Origin of the sequence: Cohnella rhizosphaerae (assembly GCF_029525575.1) — a bacterium.
Lineage (GTDB): Bacteria > Bacillota > Bacilli > Paenibacillales > Paenibacillaceae > Cohnella > Cohnella rhizosphaerae.
Map to the genome: position 1 here is coordinate 1,906,936 of NZ_JAPDIA010000008.1, position 16,164 is coordinate 1,923,099.

Here is a 16,164-nt window from a genome sequence, read left to right on the forward strand (position 1 = left end):
GGTCAGACGGTTAACGTCCCGGACGCGACTTTGTTTTTCCCGGTCCGCTTCGCTTCATACAGCAGCGCATCCGCGTCCTCGAACAGCTTTTCCTTGGAAAACGCGTTCGAATAGCTCTTAAGCCCGACGCTCACGGTCACGGCTCTGCCGTCCAATTCGGGATGAGGCGACTTGGCCAGCTCCGCCCGGATGCCGTCGACCAGCGCATAGGCTTCTTCGAACGATTGCTCGAACAGCAGCAAGGCGAATTCCTCGCCGCCGTATCGGGAAGCGATGTCGGCGGGGGGATATCCGATCCTTGATGACGCGCGCGACGGTCGCCAATATCGTGTCGCCCACGCGGTGGCCGAACGTATCGTTGACCGACTTGAAGTTGTCGATGTCGATCAAGGCGAGATGAAAGGGCGCGCCCCGGTCCGCGAATTCGATCGCCTTGTCGTAAAATTCGTGGAAGGACATATGGTTGTACAAATTCGTCAACGCATCCGTTTTGGAGCGCTGGGACATGACCGTTTTTTCGACCAGCAGCTGCTGCTGGGCGAGCATCGCCGCTTCGAGATCGAACGCGAGGTCGCGCCCGCTGACGATGATAAAGCTGGCGGCGACGGTGCTGAGCGCGAAAAACAGCACGATCGCAAGCAGATCGAAATCGCTCATGTACGAGCGAAACCAGAAATCCCACCGGTACAGGACGCAAAAGCCGACGATTTGCAGCGCCGCGGTAAACCACGTCAAGCTCAGCCGAAAGAAGAGCGTAGAGGCAAAAATCGGCAGCAGCATGACCGCCGCGATAATCCGAACGTCCATGTTTAAATGAACGATGATCATCGAGATCATCGTGCCGGCCGCGAAAATGGAAAAAAACGAGAAGCGTTCGGCTTTGACGAGTATCGCATGGGCAGCGGCGGTAATGCCGCACATGAGCAAAGTGGGATAGAGCAATATGCGCAAATAAAAATCATGCGCGGCGGCCTCGTAAGGGAGGAAATGAAACGCGAAAAGCTGGGCCAGGAAATGTGCGCCGATGACCGACCAGTAGGTCCAGACGAATCCGCGCGCGTACTTGTACTGGCGCCGCCTTTCGATGGCCGCGAATGAGGGGTCTGAAAAAAAACGATTGAGCTTGCTTTTCATTTTACACCACGCTTACCGGGTCTAGTTGCCATACAACGAACATTACATAGTTCGACATTTTTCCCGCGCCCCCCTTCCGACGGATTCAAATATTTATGTAAAAAAAACCTGACGACGCAAGAGGCGCGGTCAGGCTGCGGAAGCAGAGGTTCATGGAACATTACGGACGTGGTCGGATCGCTCGTTCACGAAGCGGCGGGCTTGAATCCCCCCCATCGAACGCTTGAGCGATTGCCGCGAATGAATGAGCTGCATCGGAACCAGCTTGGCTTTGCTTCCTTGCGTTCGGAGCCGGCCCGCAGGATGAAGGAACCTGAGCAGCGTCTGCAAATAGACGGCGGTCCACCGCTCCAGCGAACGCGAGGGCAGCGGCCTGCACTCGAATCCCAGTCCGTGCACGAGTCCGCGATGAAGCAGCGTCGTGCCGAGCAGGCCCTTCACCTCTGCCAGTCTCGGGTCTCCCTCCATCGCTTCGGCGATTCTTCTTAACGATGCGCGAGCCAGACGGGCGGTCTTCAGCGCGGCCCGGTCCGCGCCTACCGTGCCGGACATCTCCAGCATCCGACGGTTGTCCAGGTGCAGTTCGCCGACCCGGTCGCCGGCTTCGATCCGCGTGCCGTCCGCGCAGACGATCGCTTCCCCGGCATGCCGCTTGATCAGCAGCTTGCATATCCCGTAGTCCAGCTTGCCCTCGCTGCGCCACTCCATGCCTACCCAGACGACCTTTTCCCAAATCAGCCATGCCTTCTGCCGAACCGTAAACCGCGCGCCCGCTTCAGCCTCGCCGACGGGGGCGGCCGCCCGGAGCCGCGAACTGCCTATCATCCCGATTCCTCCCTTTGCCTTGGCTCTGTCTCTATCATTGTAGCCGCGGCAAGGAGGCTCTCCCATCGTCTCGCGTCGTGAACGGTTGCCCTGCTCAGGTCGTGATCTGACCTGGACCGCGGTCGGAATCGCGCGCATCGCGATAGCGCTTGGGCGTGACGCGGACGTATTTTTTGAATTGGCGCATAAAGTGCGTATCGTTGTCGTAGCCGCACAGACCCGATACCTCGGAGACGGACAGCCTGCTGTTTTTCAACAAATATTTGGCGTATTCGAGCCGGGCCGCGATCATGTCCGTCATGACGGGCACGCCGAAAAACTGCTTGTACGAGTGCTGAAAATACGATTTGCTCAAATTGACCCGGGCAGCCAGCGCCTCGACGGTCGTCCGCTCGTGCGGCGCGTTATAAAGCGAGCTCCGCAGGTCCACGAAAGCGCCGTAATAGCCGCTGACCTTGTCCGGAAGCGGCGCAGCCTGCGTCGCGTTCGCCAGCTTCATCAGGAATCCGCGAAGCTCCAGATCCAGAATCCGGCCTGCCAATCGGCCCCCGTTGCTCTGAACGCGCCGCAGCTCGATGACGCCCCGCGAGATCTGCAGCGCGTCGACGGCCTTGACCGGCTCGTCCAACGGATAGCCGAGCTCGTCCAGCAGCGCGCCCATCTCTTCGCCGACGCAGTGGAACCAATCGTTCGCGAACGGACGCTCAAGCTCCCGGTACAGATGCGGCGTATCCGGCCCGAAGATGATATGGGCGCCCGGTTCGACGACCGCCGAACGGCCGCGGACGATGACCTCGGAACGGCTCTTGAAAAAAACGAAGGCGTAGTTCCCCGCGCCTCTCGGCCTGTCGATCGTGATCCCGTCCGGATGAACATGATGATAGCCGCAGCTTACCAGTTCCAGCAAAGCGATCCCTCCCGGAGCACGATCAGTCAGTTTTTTGAATATTATAATGGATGGTTCGAACCTTCTCAAGCCTCTATAATGAAGCTGAAAACGCGTTCATCGCTCATGCAATCGTCATTTTGGAGGGAGAATTCGCATGCTTAAGGCTATCGTGCATACCGACTGGACAACGGGTACGATCAACAAAAATATTTACGGTCACTTTTCGGAGCATCTCGGACGATGCATTTACGAAGGCTTGTGGGTCGGAGAAGACGCATCGATTCCGAATACGGACGGCATCCGCAACGACGTGCTCGAGGCGCTGCGCGAGCTCAAGGTTCCCGTTCTGCGCTGGCCGGGCGGCTGCTTCGCCGACGAATATCACTGGCGCGACGGCATCGGTCCGCGCGAGACCCGCAAGCGTATGATCAATACGCATTGGGGCGGCGTCGTGGAAAACAACCATTTCGGCACGCACGAGTTTTTCCGCCTTTGCGAGCTGATCGGCGCCGAGCCTTATATTTGCGGCAACGTGGGCAGCGGCAGCGCGCAAGAGATGTCCGAATGGCTCGAGTATATGACGTTCGAAGGCGAGTCGCCGCTCGCCAATCTTCGCAGGCAGAACGGGCGCGATAAGCCCTGGAAGCTCAAGTACTTCGGCGTCGGCAATGAAAATTGGGGCTGCGGCGGCAATATGCTGCCCGAATATTACGCCGATCTGTACCGGCAGTTCCAGACGTACTGCAGGCAATACGGGGACAACAAGCTGTACAAGATCGCCGGCGGCGCCAACTCGGACGATTACCGCTGGACGGAAGTGCTGATGCAGAAGGCGGCCGGTCAAATGGACGGGCTGAGCGTGCACTACTACACGGTGCCCGGCAGCTGGCAGGAAAAAGGCTCGGCGACGGCATTCGATACGTCCGACTGGGTGAATACGATGCGCAAGGCGCAACATGCGGACGAACTGCTCACCCGGCACGGGACGATCATGGATCAATACGATCCCGAGCGCCGCGTCGGCCTGATCGTCGACGAGTGGGGCACCTGGCTCGACGTCGAGCCGGGAACGAATCCGGGCTTTTTTGTACCAGCAAAACACGATGCGGGACGCGCTCGTCGCGGCAACGCATCTCCATATTTTCCACAAGCACTGTCAGCGCGTCCAGATGGCGAACATCGCGCAGCTCGTCAACGTCCTCCAGGCCGTCGTGCTGACCGAAGGCGACCGGATGCTGCGAACGCCGACCTATCATGTGCTGAAAATGTACGCGGTCCATCAGGATGCGGAAGCGCTCGCCCTGCACGGCGAATTCGGAAGCTTCGGCTCGGGTGACGGCAAACCGCTGCCGCATGTAGGCGCGACGGCATCCAGGAAGGACGGCGTCGTGCACGTCAGCCTCTTCAATATGCATCCTTCGGAGGCGGCAGAGCTCAGACTTGAACTTCGCGGGTCCGACGGCGGGTTCGACCTTGAAGCCCTTGTGCTCACCGGAGAAGGCATGAACGCGCACAATACGTTCGATGCGCCGGATCGCGTCGAGACGAAGCCGCTGACGGGCGTCAAGCAGGACGGCCAAGCCTACCTGGTTCCCCTGCCCGCCGCATCGGTGGCGACGATCAGCTTCAAGCCTCGTCCATAAACAACAAAAGGCTCCATGCGCCGCAGAGGCGCATGGAGCCTTTTGTTCAAACCGCTACGCGGGCCACTTCGGACGGACTTGGGACAACGGATGCGGGCAACGCTCCGCTTTTAGACTGGCCCGCAAGCGCACCAGGCATCCGCAATGCATGCAGGTCGTGCCGTAGGCCAGACTTTCGCAGCTTGCGCACGCTTCCAGCCTCATTTTATAGCGGTCGTCGTCGATACGGTCTTCCGGCTTGATCCTGGACAGCAGGCGCTCGATCTGCGCGTCCGTCACCTGTACGCTCGACGTGCAGCCTTTGCAGGCTTCCGCCCTGTTTGCGCTCATGAAGTTCACGACCTTTCCAAGGAAATGTCCATGCGTCGTTCCTTCATGATAGCCCGACCCGCCTTCGCGCGCCATTCACCGGACTGCTCAAAAAAACTGACCGATACACCTCTATTCCGAAACTTAACGATCGCCCCTATTTTGCACCGCCGGGATGCCGCCCGTTCAAAGCGCGCTCCAGATAGTCGTCGAGACGCTCAATATGGAATGCTTCGATCATGTCCAAAACCGTACATTCGTCCGTTTCGCAGGATATGAGGACGGAGCCCAAGTAACCGGGATCGGCGATTTTTACTTTTGATCCGTATTTCGCCTTGAGCGGCGCGAGCTTGGCCATGTTGTAATCGAGATGCACGACCGCGCAGTCGAGATTGACGGTCGTCGTGGCATAATCGAAATAGTTGGTGCTCGATGCCAGCACCTCCCCGACCGGGGACAGCACGGCGCTCGGCTGGCCGCCTCCGATGGCGCCTACAAAATGGGACCGGCAGGAATACGCCCAATACGGCTGCATCAGGCCGCCATGATACATCGAAGGAAAAAGAATAAGATCGGGCTTCGCTTCCACGTATTGCAGGCGCAGCCGGTCAAAATTAAGATCGAAGCAGATCGCGCACGCGACCTTCCCGAAGTCGCAGTCGAATACCGGCGCCTCGGTGCCGCAAGCGACGCCGTAATCCTCGATCTCCCCGAGCGTCAGATGGTTTTTGGCGTATTCGCCCGCGAGATCGCCGTTCCGATCGATCAGCGCGACCGAATTCCGCCACGATCGGTCTTCCTGCAGCCGCAGCGTCGGATACGCGATATAACAGCGGCGCTCCCGGGCGATATCGGAAAAAAAGCGCAAAATCCGGTCCCCCCCGGACTTCGCAATATTCATGCGTGCGGGCAGGCGACAAAAACACGTTAAAGGGAATGTCGCAAAATTCAGGCAGCACGATCAAATCCGGGCGGTCGGGCAGCACCCGATCCAGCTTTTCCTGCCAATAACGAATCATGCGTTCGACGATCTCCTGCGGCGCCAGCCGCTCGTCAACGTTGAACTCCCGGCCGCCGATCGTGCTGATCTTTACATAATTGCTCATCGTTTGAGCTCCCTTCGCCCCCAAGCTTCAAGCGGCCGGCGCGATCGCTTACCGCAGGGCGGCCTGCCCGCTTTGAATCAGCGCGCGAATCGGCTCCGGCATGCCGCTTTTTTACGGACTTTACCGCCTGCAGGATCATCAGCGTCGCGTACAGTCCGTCCATATGGTTGATCGGCGGCTCCGCATCCTGTCTCAGACTTTCGATGAACGCTTTGTTCTCCTCGAGAATGCCGGTTTCCTTGCCGCGATACACGATCGTCTCCTTGCCTTCCTCGCTGTAAGTCAGCGTCGTCAAGCGGTCGGATATCGTAATGGATTTGTTCTCCGCGAACAGCTGCATATAAAACTTGCTGACGAAGGGCGGACAGTTGGAATCGCCCTGGATCAAATTGCCGGTCACATGGCCGTCGAAGCGGAATATCGCGGCGATATTGTCCACCACCGCGTTCGGCTGGTAAAAATTCGCCCCGGACGCGTATACGTCGATCGGGTCCTTGCCGACCATAAACCGCATGATGTCGGCCGAATGACAGCCTTGCGACAGCACATTGCCGCCCCCGAACGTCGGATCGTTCGCCCATATGTCCGCAGGCCACTTGTCGTCCATCATCTGCATGCTGACGAGCAGCGGCTCCGGGATCAGCTCTTTCGCTTTTAACAGCATATCATAATAACGCATTTTGAACGCCGTCATGACCTTTTTCCCGCTTCGTCTGACGGCCTCGTCGATGCGCAGGCAGTCTTCAACGTTCATTGCCAGCGGCTTCTCCACGAACACATGCTTGCCCGCCGCGAGCGCTCTGATGCAATAATCGGCATGCGAATTGTGCATGGTCGATATATAGATCGCATCGATCGATTCGTCGGCGAACAGCCGGTCGGCGTCCGCCGTCGCATAGTCGCCGCCGAATTCCGCAAGCAAGCTGCGGGCGTTAGCCTCGTTGACGTCGCAATACGCGACCATATCCATACCGTCGAGCTGACGGATGCATTCCGCATGAATTTTACCGTTTTGACCGCAACCGATCAGTCCGGCTCTCAAATTTCGCAACGTTGATCTCTCCCATTTTACAGAGCATGTAATATTCTGCGGCGGTTCGTCCGCGAAATCCCCGAGACGGATCAGACGCTTCGAAGGAAGGCTTGCCATGGACTGTGGCTGACGGGGTTCAACGGATCGTGCGTCCAGTCGCCGATATCCAAACCCGCAGCCGACGCCATGCAATCGTTCGTTGACGCAAAAACCGTCCCCTGAAGCCCGTTTTCGTCAAGCTTCAGTTCGATGTCCACCGGTCGATTAAAAACCGCTTCGCATTCCCTCGCCCTCAATTGCCGCAAGCCGATCGCCGTCAGTCGACGACTTTCCGGGTCCGAGACGATCGCTTCCGCCAGAACTTCGCAATCCTGCAGCTTCACGATCCCCCCCGCTTCCGAACACCACGCTGGCTCCGCCCGCAAACGAAACGGCGCCTTCCCGGCCCTCCCGGCCTGCTTCCGCCGAGATCTCGCCCGGCGTCGACGTAATGGCGAAGAGGAAGGCGCCCCGCTCGACCTGCGAGGGATATGCCAGGCGCCAGCGTTTGTAATGCGGAAACCGGCCGAAGCGAATGTCCTGTTCGTCGGGATTGCCGTTCAAGCCGTATATATAAGTCGGATGCCATACCGGCTCCTCGATTTTAACGTCAAGCTCATTATTCCCGCCCAGTACGGCGACGAATATTTCGCCTTTCTCGTCGTCGCTGAGACCTTTGTCCCCGTCCTTGATGCCGGCGATAAGGTTGGCTTGCCCGCCCGTAAGCCGGTAGCTGCCCGCGCCGAGATCTGTAACGGAACCCGAGCAATGCAGATGCGTCGCGAAACGAAGGGGACGATGGCCTTCGAACGAATCGGATACAAGGATGGCGCCCGTATGCCGGTCCGCGACGACGATCCGCTCGGCCTGCTTCACCTCATGCTTGGGATGAATCTCGCTCGTAATGACGGCATGCGCATAAATGAACCGTTCGCCGATCAGGCTTCGGCGGATATAAGAGCTTTTCTCCGGTCCGACATTTCCGTTCAAATACTGGCCTTGCGTATAGCAGCCTCCGTCGTCGAAGCACATTGCGTTGCATAGCGAGCTGTCCAGTCCGTAGGAACCGATGTCCACCAGAACCGGACTGCCGTCGACGGTCAGTTGGATGCCTCCCATGGACGGCGGAAATTCGCGATTGTGCGACTGGATGTTAAAGCTTACGGAACGGCCCGCTTTAAGTCCGGCGGTAAACGAACCGGCGATCGGCCCCCCCGGATGCGAACGTGATCATGCCGATGTCCTTGGCATAAAAAAGGCCGCTTCGGATACGACGCAGCCGGGCCTTCCTGCCGAGGCGCGTACAGCAGATCGAACAGGCCCAGGTCGACGTCTCCCGCCGTTTTCCGCTCCTGGTCCACGAAGGTCCGATAGATCGAATCGATCTCCGGCGTCGGATGGAACCGGCTCAAATACGCCGACAGAAAGCGATGCTCCCTCGTTCGCAGGCCCCGCTGCATCTCCTGGCTGTTGGGCGCATTGAAGCAGGCCAGCATCGCGTGGCCGAGACGATCCAGGAAGGAGCTCCGGTCAAGCTCAGGACGCTGTCCGCCGAACGTATGCGCGGCAGCCAAATAACGGATCAAATGGAAGGGGAAGTAGGTGACCCAAACGTTTTTACCGTCTTGCGGGAATAAGCGAAGGCTCTCGGTAAACAGCCCGTGGAAAAACGGAAGGGCCTTCCGGGCTTCTTCAAGGTCGTCATAGAAAGCCATGCACGCGATCGCCGTGCCGTTCCACGTGCCGAGCGAATGCGGCTCCGGCGTCGGACAGCCCATATAGGCGCGCTGCAGAACGGTAAAGTCGTACAATTTGCGAATATAAGTCCCGACCTTTTCCTTCATGCGCGACCGCTCTTCCGCGTCGAACAGCTCGGCGCACCAGTCCCGCGCGAGTCCGATCGCATACAGCTTCAGAGCGATGCCGCGGTCGTTCTCTCCGCCCATGACGAGCGGGTCCGCTTTTCCCGACCAGGTTGCCATCCGGCACAGCTCGTTAACTTTGGATCGGACGATCTCGCCGATGTCCCGGTCCTTCGTCACCAGATAGGCCAGGCAGACAAGGTCGAACTCGGAGCTGCCGGGCGCTCCGTACTTAATCCGGTCGACGATCGCGCGAAATGAAGGGCTGTCCGCCAATCGATCACGCAGCCGCTCCGCTTCGTCCGAATTCACGAAAACGCGCGGATGCCCCTTTTCCGCAGGGGCCAGCTCGCGCGGCGCGCGGTCGTCCTTTCGGATCTCGATGAACTTGATGCGCCGCCAATCGATCCGAGAACGGTCGCGCTCGACGAATTCAAGCACGAGCTCGGTCTCGCCGTCTTCGGCTTCAAAGCCAAAATCGGCATTCAGCCTGCTGTTCTCGATATCTTCCGGACCGGGCATGTCGAACCACATGCCGCCTATCCGCCTGCCGTTCACGAACGTTCTGGCCATCGGCATCGCCATGACGCCGGTCAGATGGTCGAAATCCCACGGACCGACAGGATCGAGCTTGCCGTCGGGCACCCGCACCATCGGGATCATCGCCGTATCCATATCAAAAGCGCCGTTCAGCGTCTGCAGCTTGCATCGATATAACCCCGGAGGCAAAGAAACCCTCAGTCGAATCCGTGCGTCGTCCGCTTCGATATCCGTCAGCCTTCCGGTCACGTCGCGCCATTCCGTCCCGTCGAACCGGCTCGGCGAAGGCTGCAAATAGGCGATCAAGTCGCTGTTGAGCACGCTAAAGTCCCCCCCTGCTGCTGGTTTAAAGCTACTTCCTGTCCGCTGCGGTGCGAGGCGTATATCGCCTGCACCGCGCTAACGACGCTCTTGCTGTATTCGCCCGAGCATTCGGGAACTGCGTCTGCGCGGATGCAGTCCAGCAGATCGCGATACTGAAGGACGAACGGCGGCTCGTTCTGAATCGTCTCCACTTGACGGTATTCGCCGGAGCGGCCGACCCAGAGCCCGGCGCCGGTTCGCAGCTTCAGCATGCCCTCCGTGAAAACCAATTCCGTCTCGTCTCTGTTCACGCCGCCGTATCCGCTCTGGCTGATGACGCAAGGCAATCCCCTGTCCGTCCGGACAAACGCCGTCAAGCTGCCTTCAATGTCTCCCCGGGTGCCGTAAAAGCTGACCGACGCTTTGACTTGCGCGATCTTGCTGTCCGTCAGCCATTGGATCCGGTCGATGGCGTGCGAGCCGAGATTCATCGCGATCCCGCCGCCTGACTTGGCGGTCTCGAAAAACCAGCCGGGCCGGCTGTCGGCATAATAATCGACATGGCGCACGTCATTGATCATCACCAATTTTCCGAGCTGCCCGCTTTCGATCATTTCCCTGGCTTTGATATTTTCGGCAAAATAATGCTGCGTATGGCCGACCATGAGCTTCACCTTGCGGTCGTTCACGACGCCGATGATTTCGTCGCAATCTTCGGCGCGGATCGCCATCGGCTTTTCCAACAAAATATGGCAGCCGCTCTGCGCGCACCAGATGGCGCAGTCCCGATGCAAATGATGCGGCAGCGTAATAACGACGATATCCGGCTTCTCCTTCTCCACCATGAGACGGTAATCGGTATAGGCGCGAATCGTATGCTGGCGCGCGGCTTCCCCGGCCCGATCCCCGTCGATGTCGGCGATCGCGACCGCCTCGATCTCATCCATACCCGCCAGCGCCTGCAGATGCAGAGCGCTGATCGCGCCGGCCCCGATGATGGCAGGCCTTATAAGGGGGCTGCTTCATTGCTCGCGGTCTCCGATCGCGCTCGGCACGTCTCCCCATGCCACCGTCAGATCCGCCCAGGGAAAGAAGGAAGGAATCGACTCAAAGGGCTCGTTCAAAAACGGCAGCGCCTCGGCCGGCACGCCATCGATGGCCGCCACGGGCTGTTCGACGCGAGCGCCGTCGATCGCGGCGAAGCGGCTGGTCATGGCTCCCGGGCTCCAGGACGTCTCGAGCTCAAGCGGCTGCCTTCGCGATCCGGCAGGTCGTCTGTACCTGACCCGGCGCGTCGTCCAGAAGTAGTCGGTAAATTGAACGGCCTCAAGCTCCGCCGCGAACGCGGCCGGCGAGTCGTATTCCGACACGCTCGCATGCTCGGCCGCGAAGCCCCCGAACATCATACGAAGCTCTTCCCGTGTGAAGCTGCGCGCTTCCCCTTCATATAAATGAGTGCGGATAAATTGATACTTTCCGTTCGATTCCAGACGGATCGCCACCGGCTGCCGGTCCCGGGTGTAGGCCATCGGCCGGAAGGCGGAGAGCAGCCTGCCGGTACGGCATACGATCCACTGCCCATGCGCCACTTCGCCGGACCACTCCTGCCGCGGCACGCCGCCGACGATCAGCTCGTCTACGCCCCCGCCGTGCCCGGACAGGACGATCAGCTCGCTGATCGCCGACAGCGGCTTGCGGGCCGCGGTCTCGTCGAACGAGGGATGCGGATGCGTGAGCACGAGCGCCGTAGACCCGGACTGAATCGTAAACGTATTGGCGCAGGAGCGGACAATATCGGCTTCCCCCCGCGTTCGCATATTCGCGGTCCCCATCCTTCGCCCGGACGATCGTCCCCGGCACCTCGTCATTGACGACCAGCTTCGTGAAGATCGTGCCGATATCCCGGTAGGCGTCGACAATCTCCTTACGCTTATAGGTAACGAAGTAGCTGTTGTTCTGCTCCATGCTGCCGAACGGCGCGCTGGACGTCCCGAGCGCATAATCGGGGAACAGCGCCGTCTCGATCCGGCTCGACCGCGCCAGAAAGTCCGTTCCTTCGCCGGCGCCCAATTCGCAAGAAGCGACCGCCCTGAAGGGATACGGCTTGGCCTCGAACAGCCGCAAGGCCGTGTCGGGGATATGGTACTCGCCGCCGGCGAACCAGCAGAACTGCGCGACGTTAAACGGAACGTCGCCCATATGGTGAAGGACGAGGTCGTCCGGCTTGTCGAACAGCAGCATCGGCGACGGATGGACACGGTCGCCGAGACAGAACCACAGCAGGCCGGAGATGCAGCTGGCGTGCGCAGCGTTGTCTACCGTATAGGCGCGGGAATAAGGCCCTGCAAGCACGCCCATCTCCGGATGGAACCGGGCGGCCAGATCGATCCAAAGCCGCCGCTCGATCCCGAGCGCCAGCGCGCGCGCTTCCTCGTCCTCGGCGTGCTCGGCGATCTCGCCCATGGCGCGAATCGTCAGTCCGGTATACGTAGGCGAGTTGAACTCGCTGTTGATGCCGCTGCGGACGAGCATCGCCCTGAACTGCCTGAGATTCCAGATGCCGTAGTCCACCGCTTCGCGGTTGCCCAGAAGTTGTCCGCCCAGAATGAGACCGGCCGTCGCTTTGGCCGGCATATTGTCGTTGTAGCCGTGGAACTGAAAGTCCGGCTGGCGGTTGCCCGGCTTGAAGGAAAAGCCGTCCCGCACCAGAGACGCGAGCTCGTCGCGCACGACAGCCGACATCTTATCGCGGTGCGCGATTAACAGGCTGGCGGCGATGTTGGTATTGAAAATATTGAACCGTATGTCCCCGTAGCTTTCCGTCTCGCCTTTGCCTGCGATCGCATTCGCCCATTCGGCTTCTCCCGCCGCATATAACGCGCCTGCGAGCCAATATCGTTCCCTCGTATGAGGCGGCGTGGTGTCGGCCGTCCATGTGCCTTCTCGGTCGTACCATTCGCCGGCGGCTTCGACAACCTTCGTCGTGAACAAGCGCGTTCTCTCGCGGAAACGATGTCCGCTTCCATGACCGGAGCGCGCGTCTGCCTGATTTTCGAGCATCGGGATTCCTCCTGTCCGCTTACCCCTTGACGGAGCCCAGCGTGGCTCCTTCCATAATCCATCTCTGGAAAAACATAAAGATCAATACCGAAGGGATCATCGTGATGATGACGCCGGCGAACAGCGTCACCCAGTCGTTGGTGTACTGCATCAGCATATTGGCATGATAAATGTTGACGCCGATCGTGTATTTGTCCGAATCGCTCAAATAGATGAAAGGCTCCAGAAAGGAATTGTACAGCCCGATAAACTTGAATATGGCGACCGTGACGATGCCCGGCATGGCGAGCGGCATAATGATGCGAATAAACATTTTGAAGATCGACGCGCCGTCGATCGTCCCGCTCTCCTCCAGCTCCCGCGGCAGCGACCGCATGAATCCGCCGAGCAGCATGAGGAAAAAGACGCTCTCGCCGAGGCAATTGAGCACGATCAGGCCGGTCAGACTGTTGGTCAAATGCAGGTCGCGCATGAGGATATACTGCGGGATCAGCGCATTGATGCCCGGCAGGAACAAAGAGAGCATGATCATGGCCCAGATGAATTTCCTGCCCTTGAATTCGATGCGGGTGAGCGCATAGGCGTTCAATGCGGTCAGGAACGTGCCGATCAGCAGACTCGCGCCGACGTAATACAGCGTGTTCAGCATTGCGTTCAGCAGGTTGTAGTTAAGCCATGCCTTCTTGTAATTGGCCCATTGGAGCTTTTCCGGGAACGCCCATACGTTTTGGAAAAACTCAGGGTTCGTTTTAAGCGATTCATACAGATCCCATACGATTGGAAACAGAATGGTTAACGACCAGACGATGAGCACCAGCCACCAGAACAGGTCGATCATATTGCGCCGTTCCTTCATGGTCCACCACCTTTAATATTCGTAGCCGCGGTCCGGCAAAAGCTTGTCTACCACCAGCTTGGCGCTGACCAGGATGAAGAACAGGAACATGCCGATCGCCGAGGCGTAGCCGTAGTTTTGTACCTGCTCCCCGAAGGCCATGTTGAACATATACAGCCCGATGACGTCGGTGGAGCCTGCCGGACCGCCGCGCGTGAGGATCAGGACCAGATCGAGGCTTTTCAGCGTTCCGAGCACGAGGAAGATGGCGCTCACCCGGATCAGCGGCGTAATGAGCGGGATCGTGATGCGGAACAACCGGGTCATATGACTGGCCCCTTCCAGGATGGCGGACTCGTACAGCGACTTGGGAATCGTGGTCATGGCGTTCATGAAAATGACGATATAAAGCCCGACGCCCGCCCATACGTACGGAGGCAGCACCGCATACATCGCCGTCCGCGTGTCCCCCAGCCAATAAAAGCCGTTCATGTCGATGCCGAACACCTTCAGCAGCGCATTCAGCAGGCCGAAGCTGCCGTCGTAGATAAATGCCCACAGCAAGGAGACGACCACGGTGGACAGAACGTTCGGGAAGAAGAAGAGCACTTTGAATACGGAAGTTCCCTTGTACCCTTTGTTCGTCAGAAGATAGGACAGCACCAGGGAAATCAAGATGACGCAAATCGGTACGGTAGCCATATAGAACAAATTGTGACCGAGCGCCCGCCATACGTAGCGATCGTTGAACAGGCGAACGTAATTTTCAAAGTAAATGAATTTCGGCTTCGTTATGCCGTTCCAATCAAGAAGCGAGTAATAGATCGACAACAGATTGGGATACAGCGCAAACAGCAGGTAACCGCCAAAGGTCGGCACGATGGCAAAGGTCAAAAAAGATCCATTTTTGAACATTCGCCTTTTGCAGCAAACTCCTTCGCTTTTGACCTTTTCCGTCACGATCCGTTCGAAGCGTAGTCAAGGTTCAGCGCTCCTTTCTTGAGGTCGGCCGATAAAAAAGGAGGGGGAGACCCCCCTCCTCGGCGGATAATGCTTTTTACTTGCTCTGTGCCTCGATCGCCTTCTTGAGGTAGTCTTCAGCTTCCTGCAGCTTCTTCTGAGGCTCCTGCTTGCCGGTCGCGATCTGCGTTATCGCTTCGGAAATAACCTTGGTCGATTGCTCGAATGCGGGGTCCGTCAACGTAACGTCGGCAGCGCCGGAGTCCATTTTCACTTTGTTATCCTTCATATAAGCCAGGAATGCGCTCGGCAAGCTCTGAAGCTTGGCCAGTCGGGACGCATCGTCGGCAAAGTCCGCTCTCAACGGAAGCATGCCGCCCTTCTCCGCGATTTCCATTTGGTTATCCAGATTCCACAACGATACGATAAATTCTTTGGACCATTTCTTGTTCAGGTCGGGTTTGGCCGCCCAGATCAGGAAGCCCGAGCCCGGCGTGAACGTGATCCACTTCGTATTGTCGGCATTCTCGGCCATGGGGACCGACATATAGCCCCACTTGAAGTCCGCGGGCGTCGACTGTTTCATTTCGTTCTCGACCCACGTGCCTGTCGCCACCATCGCCGCTTTGCCCTGTACGACCTGCATTTGCGACTGCGTGTGATTCAGCGCGGCAAGACCGCTCGGGAAGTAGCCCTTTTTTGCCCATGTCGTAAATCCGGTTCCAGCGTTCGATGTTCTCGGGAGCGAGGTAGTAAGGCTGGTTGAACTTGTGGTAGTCCTCGTAGACCTTGTCGAGCGTGCCCTTCTCCTCTGCCAGCTCATATACCTTGGGCGTGCCGAACGCATTGGTGATGTAATCCGGATAAACGCCGGGGAACGTGATCGGGAAGAGGCCGGCCGCTTTAATATCCTCGCACAGCTTCAAAAACTCGCTCCACGTTTTCGGGTTCTCATTCCAGCCATTTTTCTCAAATAAGGATTTGTTATACATCAGACCGGAGCCGCTGCCCGAGATCGGGAAAGCGTACGTATTTCCTTTTGTTCGGGGAGACGAATCGAAGCTGCCTTCGAATGCGATTTCCTTCAGCGTCTTTCCGCTGGCATCGTAAGCTTTGTGGTCCCACAGATCTTCCTGGGATTCCAGCTTGCCTGCTTCTACGTAGCTGGAGATGCCTCCCGGTATGCTGCCCGAGAACAGATCGAACATATCTTTATCGTCGTTCGCCGCGATTTTCGTCTGCGTAACCTGGGAGATCGTCGGAGAATAGGTCACGTCGAAGGAAACGTTCGGGAACTTCTCTTTGAAGGACGCCATCGCCGTATCGAACCACGCGCGACCCATGCCGCCTTCGAAAAAGCCGACCTTGAGCGTGACCTTCTCGTCCTTCGGCAGACCGTTCTCTTCGTAAACCTGGCTGCCGGCGTCCGAGGCGCTGGCCGAAGCGCCGGCGGATGCGCCGGCCGATGCGGACGGACTTGCTGCATTTTCGTTCGTGTTGTTGCCGCCGCAGGCTGCAAGAGAAGTAAGGACGACGACCGATGCAAGTGAAGCTGAAGCCGCTTTCAGAATCGATTTCATATAGACCCTCCTTGGAAGTAAGTAACACGAATTTCACTGACATAGC

16 protein-coding genes and 2 pseudogenes are annotated in these 16,164 nt (G+C 58.4%); 2 read left to right on the forward strand and 16 right to left on the reverse strand.

Features of this window, described 5'->3' with window-relative positions; all coding sequences use genetic code 11:
* Positions 1-2: 2 nt before the first annotated feature.
* Positions 3-921: pseudogene (locus tag OMP40_RS40765) on the reverse strand (GGDEF domain-containing protein).
* Here OMP40_RS40765 and OMP40_RS32625 point away from each other — a divergent pair.
* The gene (locus OMP40_RS32625; protein ID WP_277538227.1) at positions 814-1,098 is read left to right on the forward strand and encodes a hypothetical protein; all 285 of its coding nucleotides are present in this window, start codon (positions 814-816) and stop codon (positions 1,096-1,098) included. The pseudogene OMP40_RS40765 and the gene OMP40_RS32625 overlap by 108 nt on opposite strands.
* 186 nt (positions 1,099-1,284) lie before the next feature.
* On the opposite strand, the gene OMP40_RS32630 is transcribed toward OMP40_RS32625, so the two are convergent.
* Positions 1,285-1,959, reverse strand: coding sequence for a YkoP family protein (locus OMP40_RS32630; RefSeq protein ID WP_277537501.1), 675 nt, complete (start codon positions 1,957-1,959; stop codon positions 1,285-1,287).
* 94 nt (positions 1,960-2,053) lie between these two features.
* Positions 2,054-2,866: a helix-turn-helix domain-containing protein gene (locus OMP40_RS32635; RefSeq protein ID WP_277537503.1), complete on the reverse strand. Its 813-nt coding sequence runs from the start codon at positions 2,864-2,866 to the stop codon at positions 2,054-2,056.
* Positions 2,867-3,002: 136 nt separating this feature from the next.
* On the opposite strand from OMP40_RS32635, the pseudogene OMP40_RS32640 reads away from it, so the two are divergent.
* Positions 3,003-4,491 (forward strand): annotated as a pseudogene (locus OMP40_RS32640) (alpha-N-arabinofuranosidase).
* 54 nt (positions 4,492-4,545) lie between these two features.
* Here the strand turns inward: OMP40_RS32640 and OMP40_RS32645 are convergent.
* The 13 genes from OMP40_RS32645 to OMP40_RS32705 form a co-directional block, all read right to left on the reverse strand.
* Positions 4,546-4,821, reverse strand: a complete 276-nt coding sequence (locus OMP40_RS32645) for a DUF6171 family protein (protein ID WP_277537506.1) — start codon at positions 4,819-4,821, stop codon at positions 4,546-4,548.
* A 136-nt stretch (positions 4,822-4,957) separates the two neighbouring features.
* Positions 4,958-5,668: a carbon-nitrogen hydrolase family protein gene (locus OMP40_RS32650; RefSeq protein WP_277537508.1), complete on the reverse strand. Its 711-nt coding sequence runs from the start codon at positions 5,666-5,668 to the stop codon at positions 4,958-4,960.
* A gap of 185 nt (positions 5,669-5,853) precedes the next feature.
* Positions 5,854-6,957: a Gfo/Idh/MocA family protein gene (locus OMP40_RS32655; RefSeq protein WP_277537509.1), complete on the reverse strand. Its 1,104-nt coding sequence runs from the start codon at positions 6,955-6,957 to the stop codon at positions 5,854-5,856.
* A 71-nt stretch (positions 6,958-7,028) separates the two neighbouring features.
* Complete coding sequence (locus tag OMP40_RS32660) at positions 7,029-7,196, reverse strand: hypothetical protein (RefSeq protein ID WP_277537510.1); 168 nt, start codon at positions 7,194-7,196, stop codon at positions 7,029-7,031.
* 7 nt (positions 7,197-7,203) lie between these two features.
* Positions 7,204-8,097 (reverse strand): hypothetical protein, encoded by an 894-nt coding sequence (locus tag OMP40_RS32665; RefSeq protein WP_277537511.1) that lies wholly within the window; start codon positions 8,095-8,097, stop codon positions 7,204-7,206.
* Between the two features lie 41 nt (positions 8,098-8,138).
* Positions 8,139-9,701: a hypothetical protein gene (locus tag OMP40_RS32670; protein WP_277537512.1), complete on the reverse strand. Its 1,563-nt coding sequence runs from the start codon at positions 9,699-9,701 to the stop codon at positions 8,139-8,141.
* A complete protein-coding gene (locus OMP40_RS32675; RefSeq protein WP_277538185.1) occupies positions 9,683-10,693 on the reverse strand; it encodes a Gfo/Idh/MocA family protein in 1,011 nt (336 codons plus the stop codon). The genes OMP40_RS32670 and OMP40_RS32675 overlap by 19 nt, the downstream gene beginning before the upstream one ends.
* A 12-nt stretch (positions 10,694-10,705) precedes the next feature.
* A complete protein-coding gene (locus tag OMP40_RS32680) occupies positions 10,706-11,089 on the reverse strand; it encodes a hypothetical protein (RefSeq protein ID WP_277537513.1) in 384 nt (127 codons plus the stop codon).
* Positions 11,090-11,126: 37 nt separating this feature from the next.
* Entirely contained in the window at positions 11,127-12,743 is a 1,617-nt protein-coding gene (locus OMP40_RS32685) for a hypothetical protein (RefSeq protein ID WP_277537514.1), read from the reverse strand.
* Positions 12,744-12,762: 19 nt separating this feature from the next.
* A complete protein-coding gene (locus tag OMP40_RS32690; protein WP_277537515.1) occupies positions 12,763-13,599 on the reverse strand; it encodes a carbohydrate ABC transporter permease in 837 nt (278 codons plus the stop codon).
* A gap of 12 nt (positions 13,600-13,611) precedes the next feature.
* Positions 13,612-14,472: a carbohydrate ABC transporter permease gene (locus tag OMP40_RS32695; RefSeq protein WP_277537516.1), complete on the reverse strand. Its 861-nt coding sequence runs from the start codon at positions 14,470-14,472 to the stop codon at positions 13,612-13,614.
* A gap of 163 nt (positions 14,473-14,635) precedes the next feature.
* Positions 14,636-14,911, reverse strand: a complete 276-nt coding sequence (locus OMP40_RS32700; protein ID WP_277537517.1) for a hypothetical protein — start codon at positions 14,909-14,911, stop codon at positions 14,636-14,638.
* Between the two features lie 28 nt (positions 14,912-14,939).
* Positions 14,940-16,118, reverse strand: coding sequence for an extracellular solute-binding protein (locus OMP40_RS32705; RefSeq protein ID WP_277537518.1), 1,179 nt, complete (start codon positions 16,116-16,118; stop codon positions 14,940-14,942).
* Positions 16,119-16,164: the final 46 nt, after the last annotated feature.

Coding starts and splice junctions, on each gene's coding strand:
- OMP40_RS32700 (WP_277537517.1), bottom strand. CDS start 14,911: ATGCTTCCGTTGAGAGCGGACTTTGCCGACGATGCGTCCCGACTGGCC.
- OMP40_RS32665 (WP_277537511.1), bottom strand. CDS start 8,097: ATGGGAGGCATCCAACTGACCGTCGACGGCAGTCCGGTTCTGGTGGAC.
- OMP40_RS32685 (WP_277537514.1), bottom strand. CDS start 12,743: ATGCTCGAAAATCAGGCAGACGCGCGCTCCGGTCATGGAAGCGGACAT.
- OMP40_RS32645 (WP_277537506.1), bottom strand. CDS start 4,821: ATGAGCGCAAACAGGGCGGAAGCCTGCAAAGGCTGCACGTCGAGCGTA.
- OMP40_RS32625 (WP_277538227.1), top strand. CDS start 814: ATGAACGATGATCATCGAGATCATCGTGCCGGCCGCGAAAATGGAAAA.
- OMP40_RS32705 (WP_277537518.1), bottom strand. CDS start 16,118: ATGAAATCGATTCTGAAAGCGGCTTCAGCTTCACTTGCATCGGTCGTC.
- OMP40_RS32690 (WP_277537515.1), bottom strand. CDS start 13,599: ATGAAGGAACGGCGCAATATGATCGACCTGTTCTGGTGGCTGGTGCTC.
- OMP40_RS32630 (WP_277537501.1), bottom strand. CDS start 1,959: ATGATAGGCAGTTCGCGGCTCCGGGCGGCCGCCCCCGTCGGCGAGGCT.
- OMP40_RS32680 (WP_277537513.1), bottom strand. CDS start 11,089: ATGATGTTCGGGGGCTTCGCGGCCGAGCATGCGAGCGTGTCGGAATAC.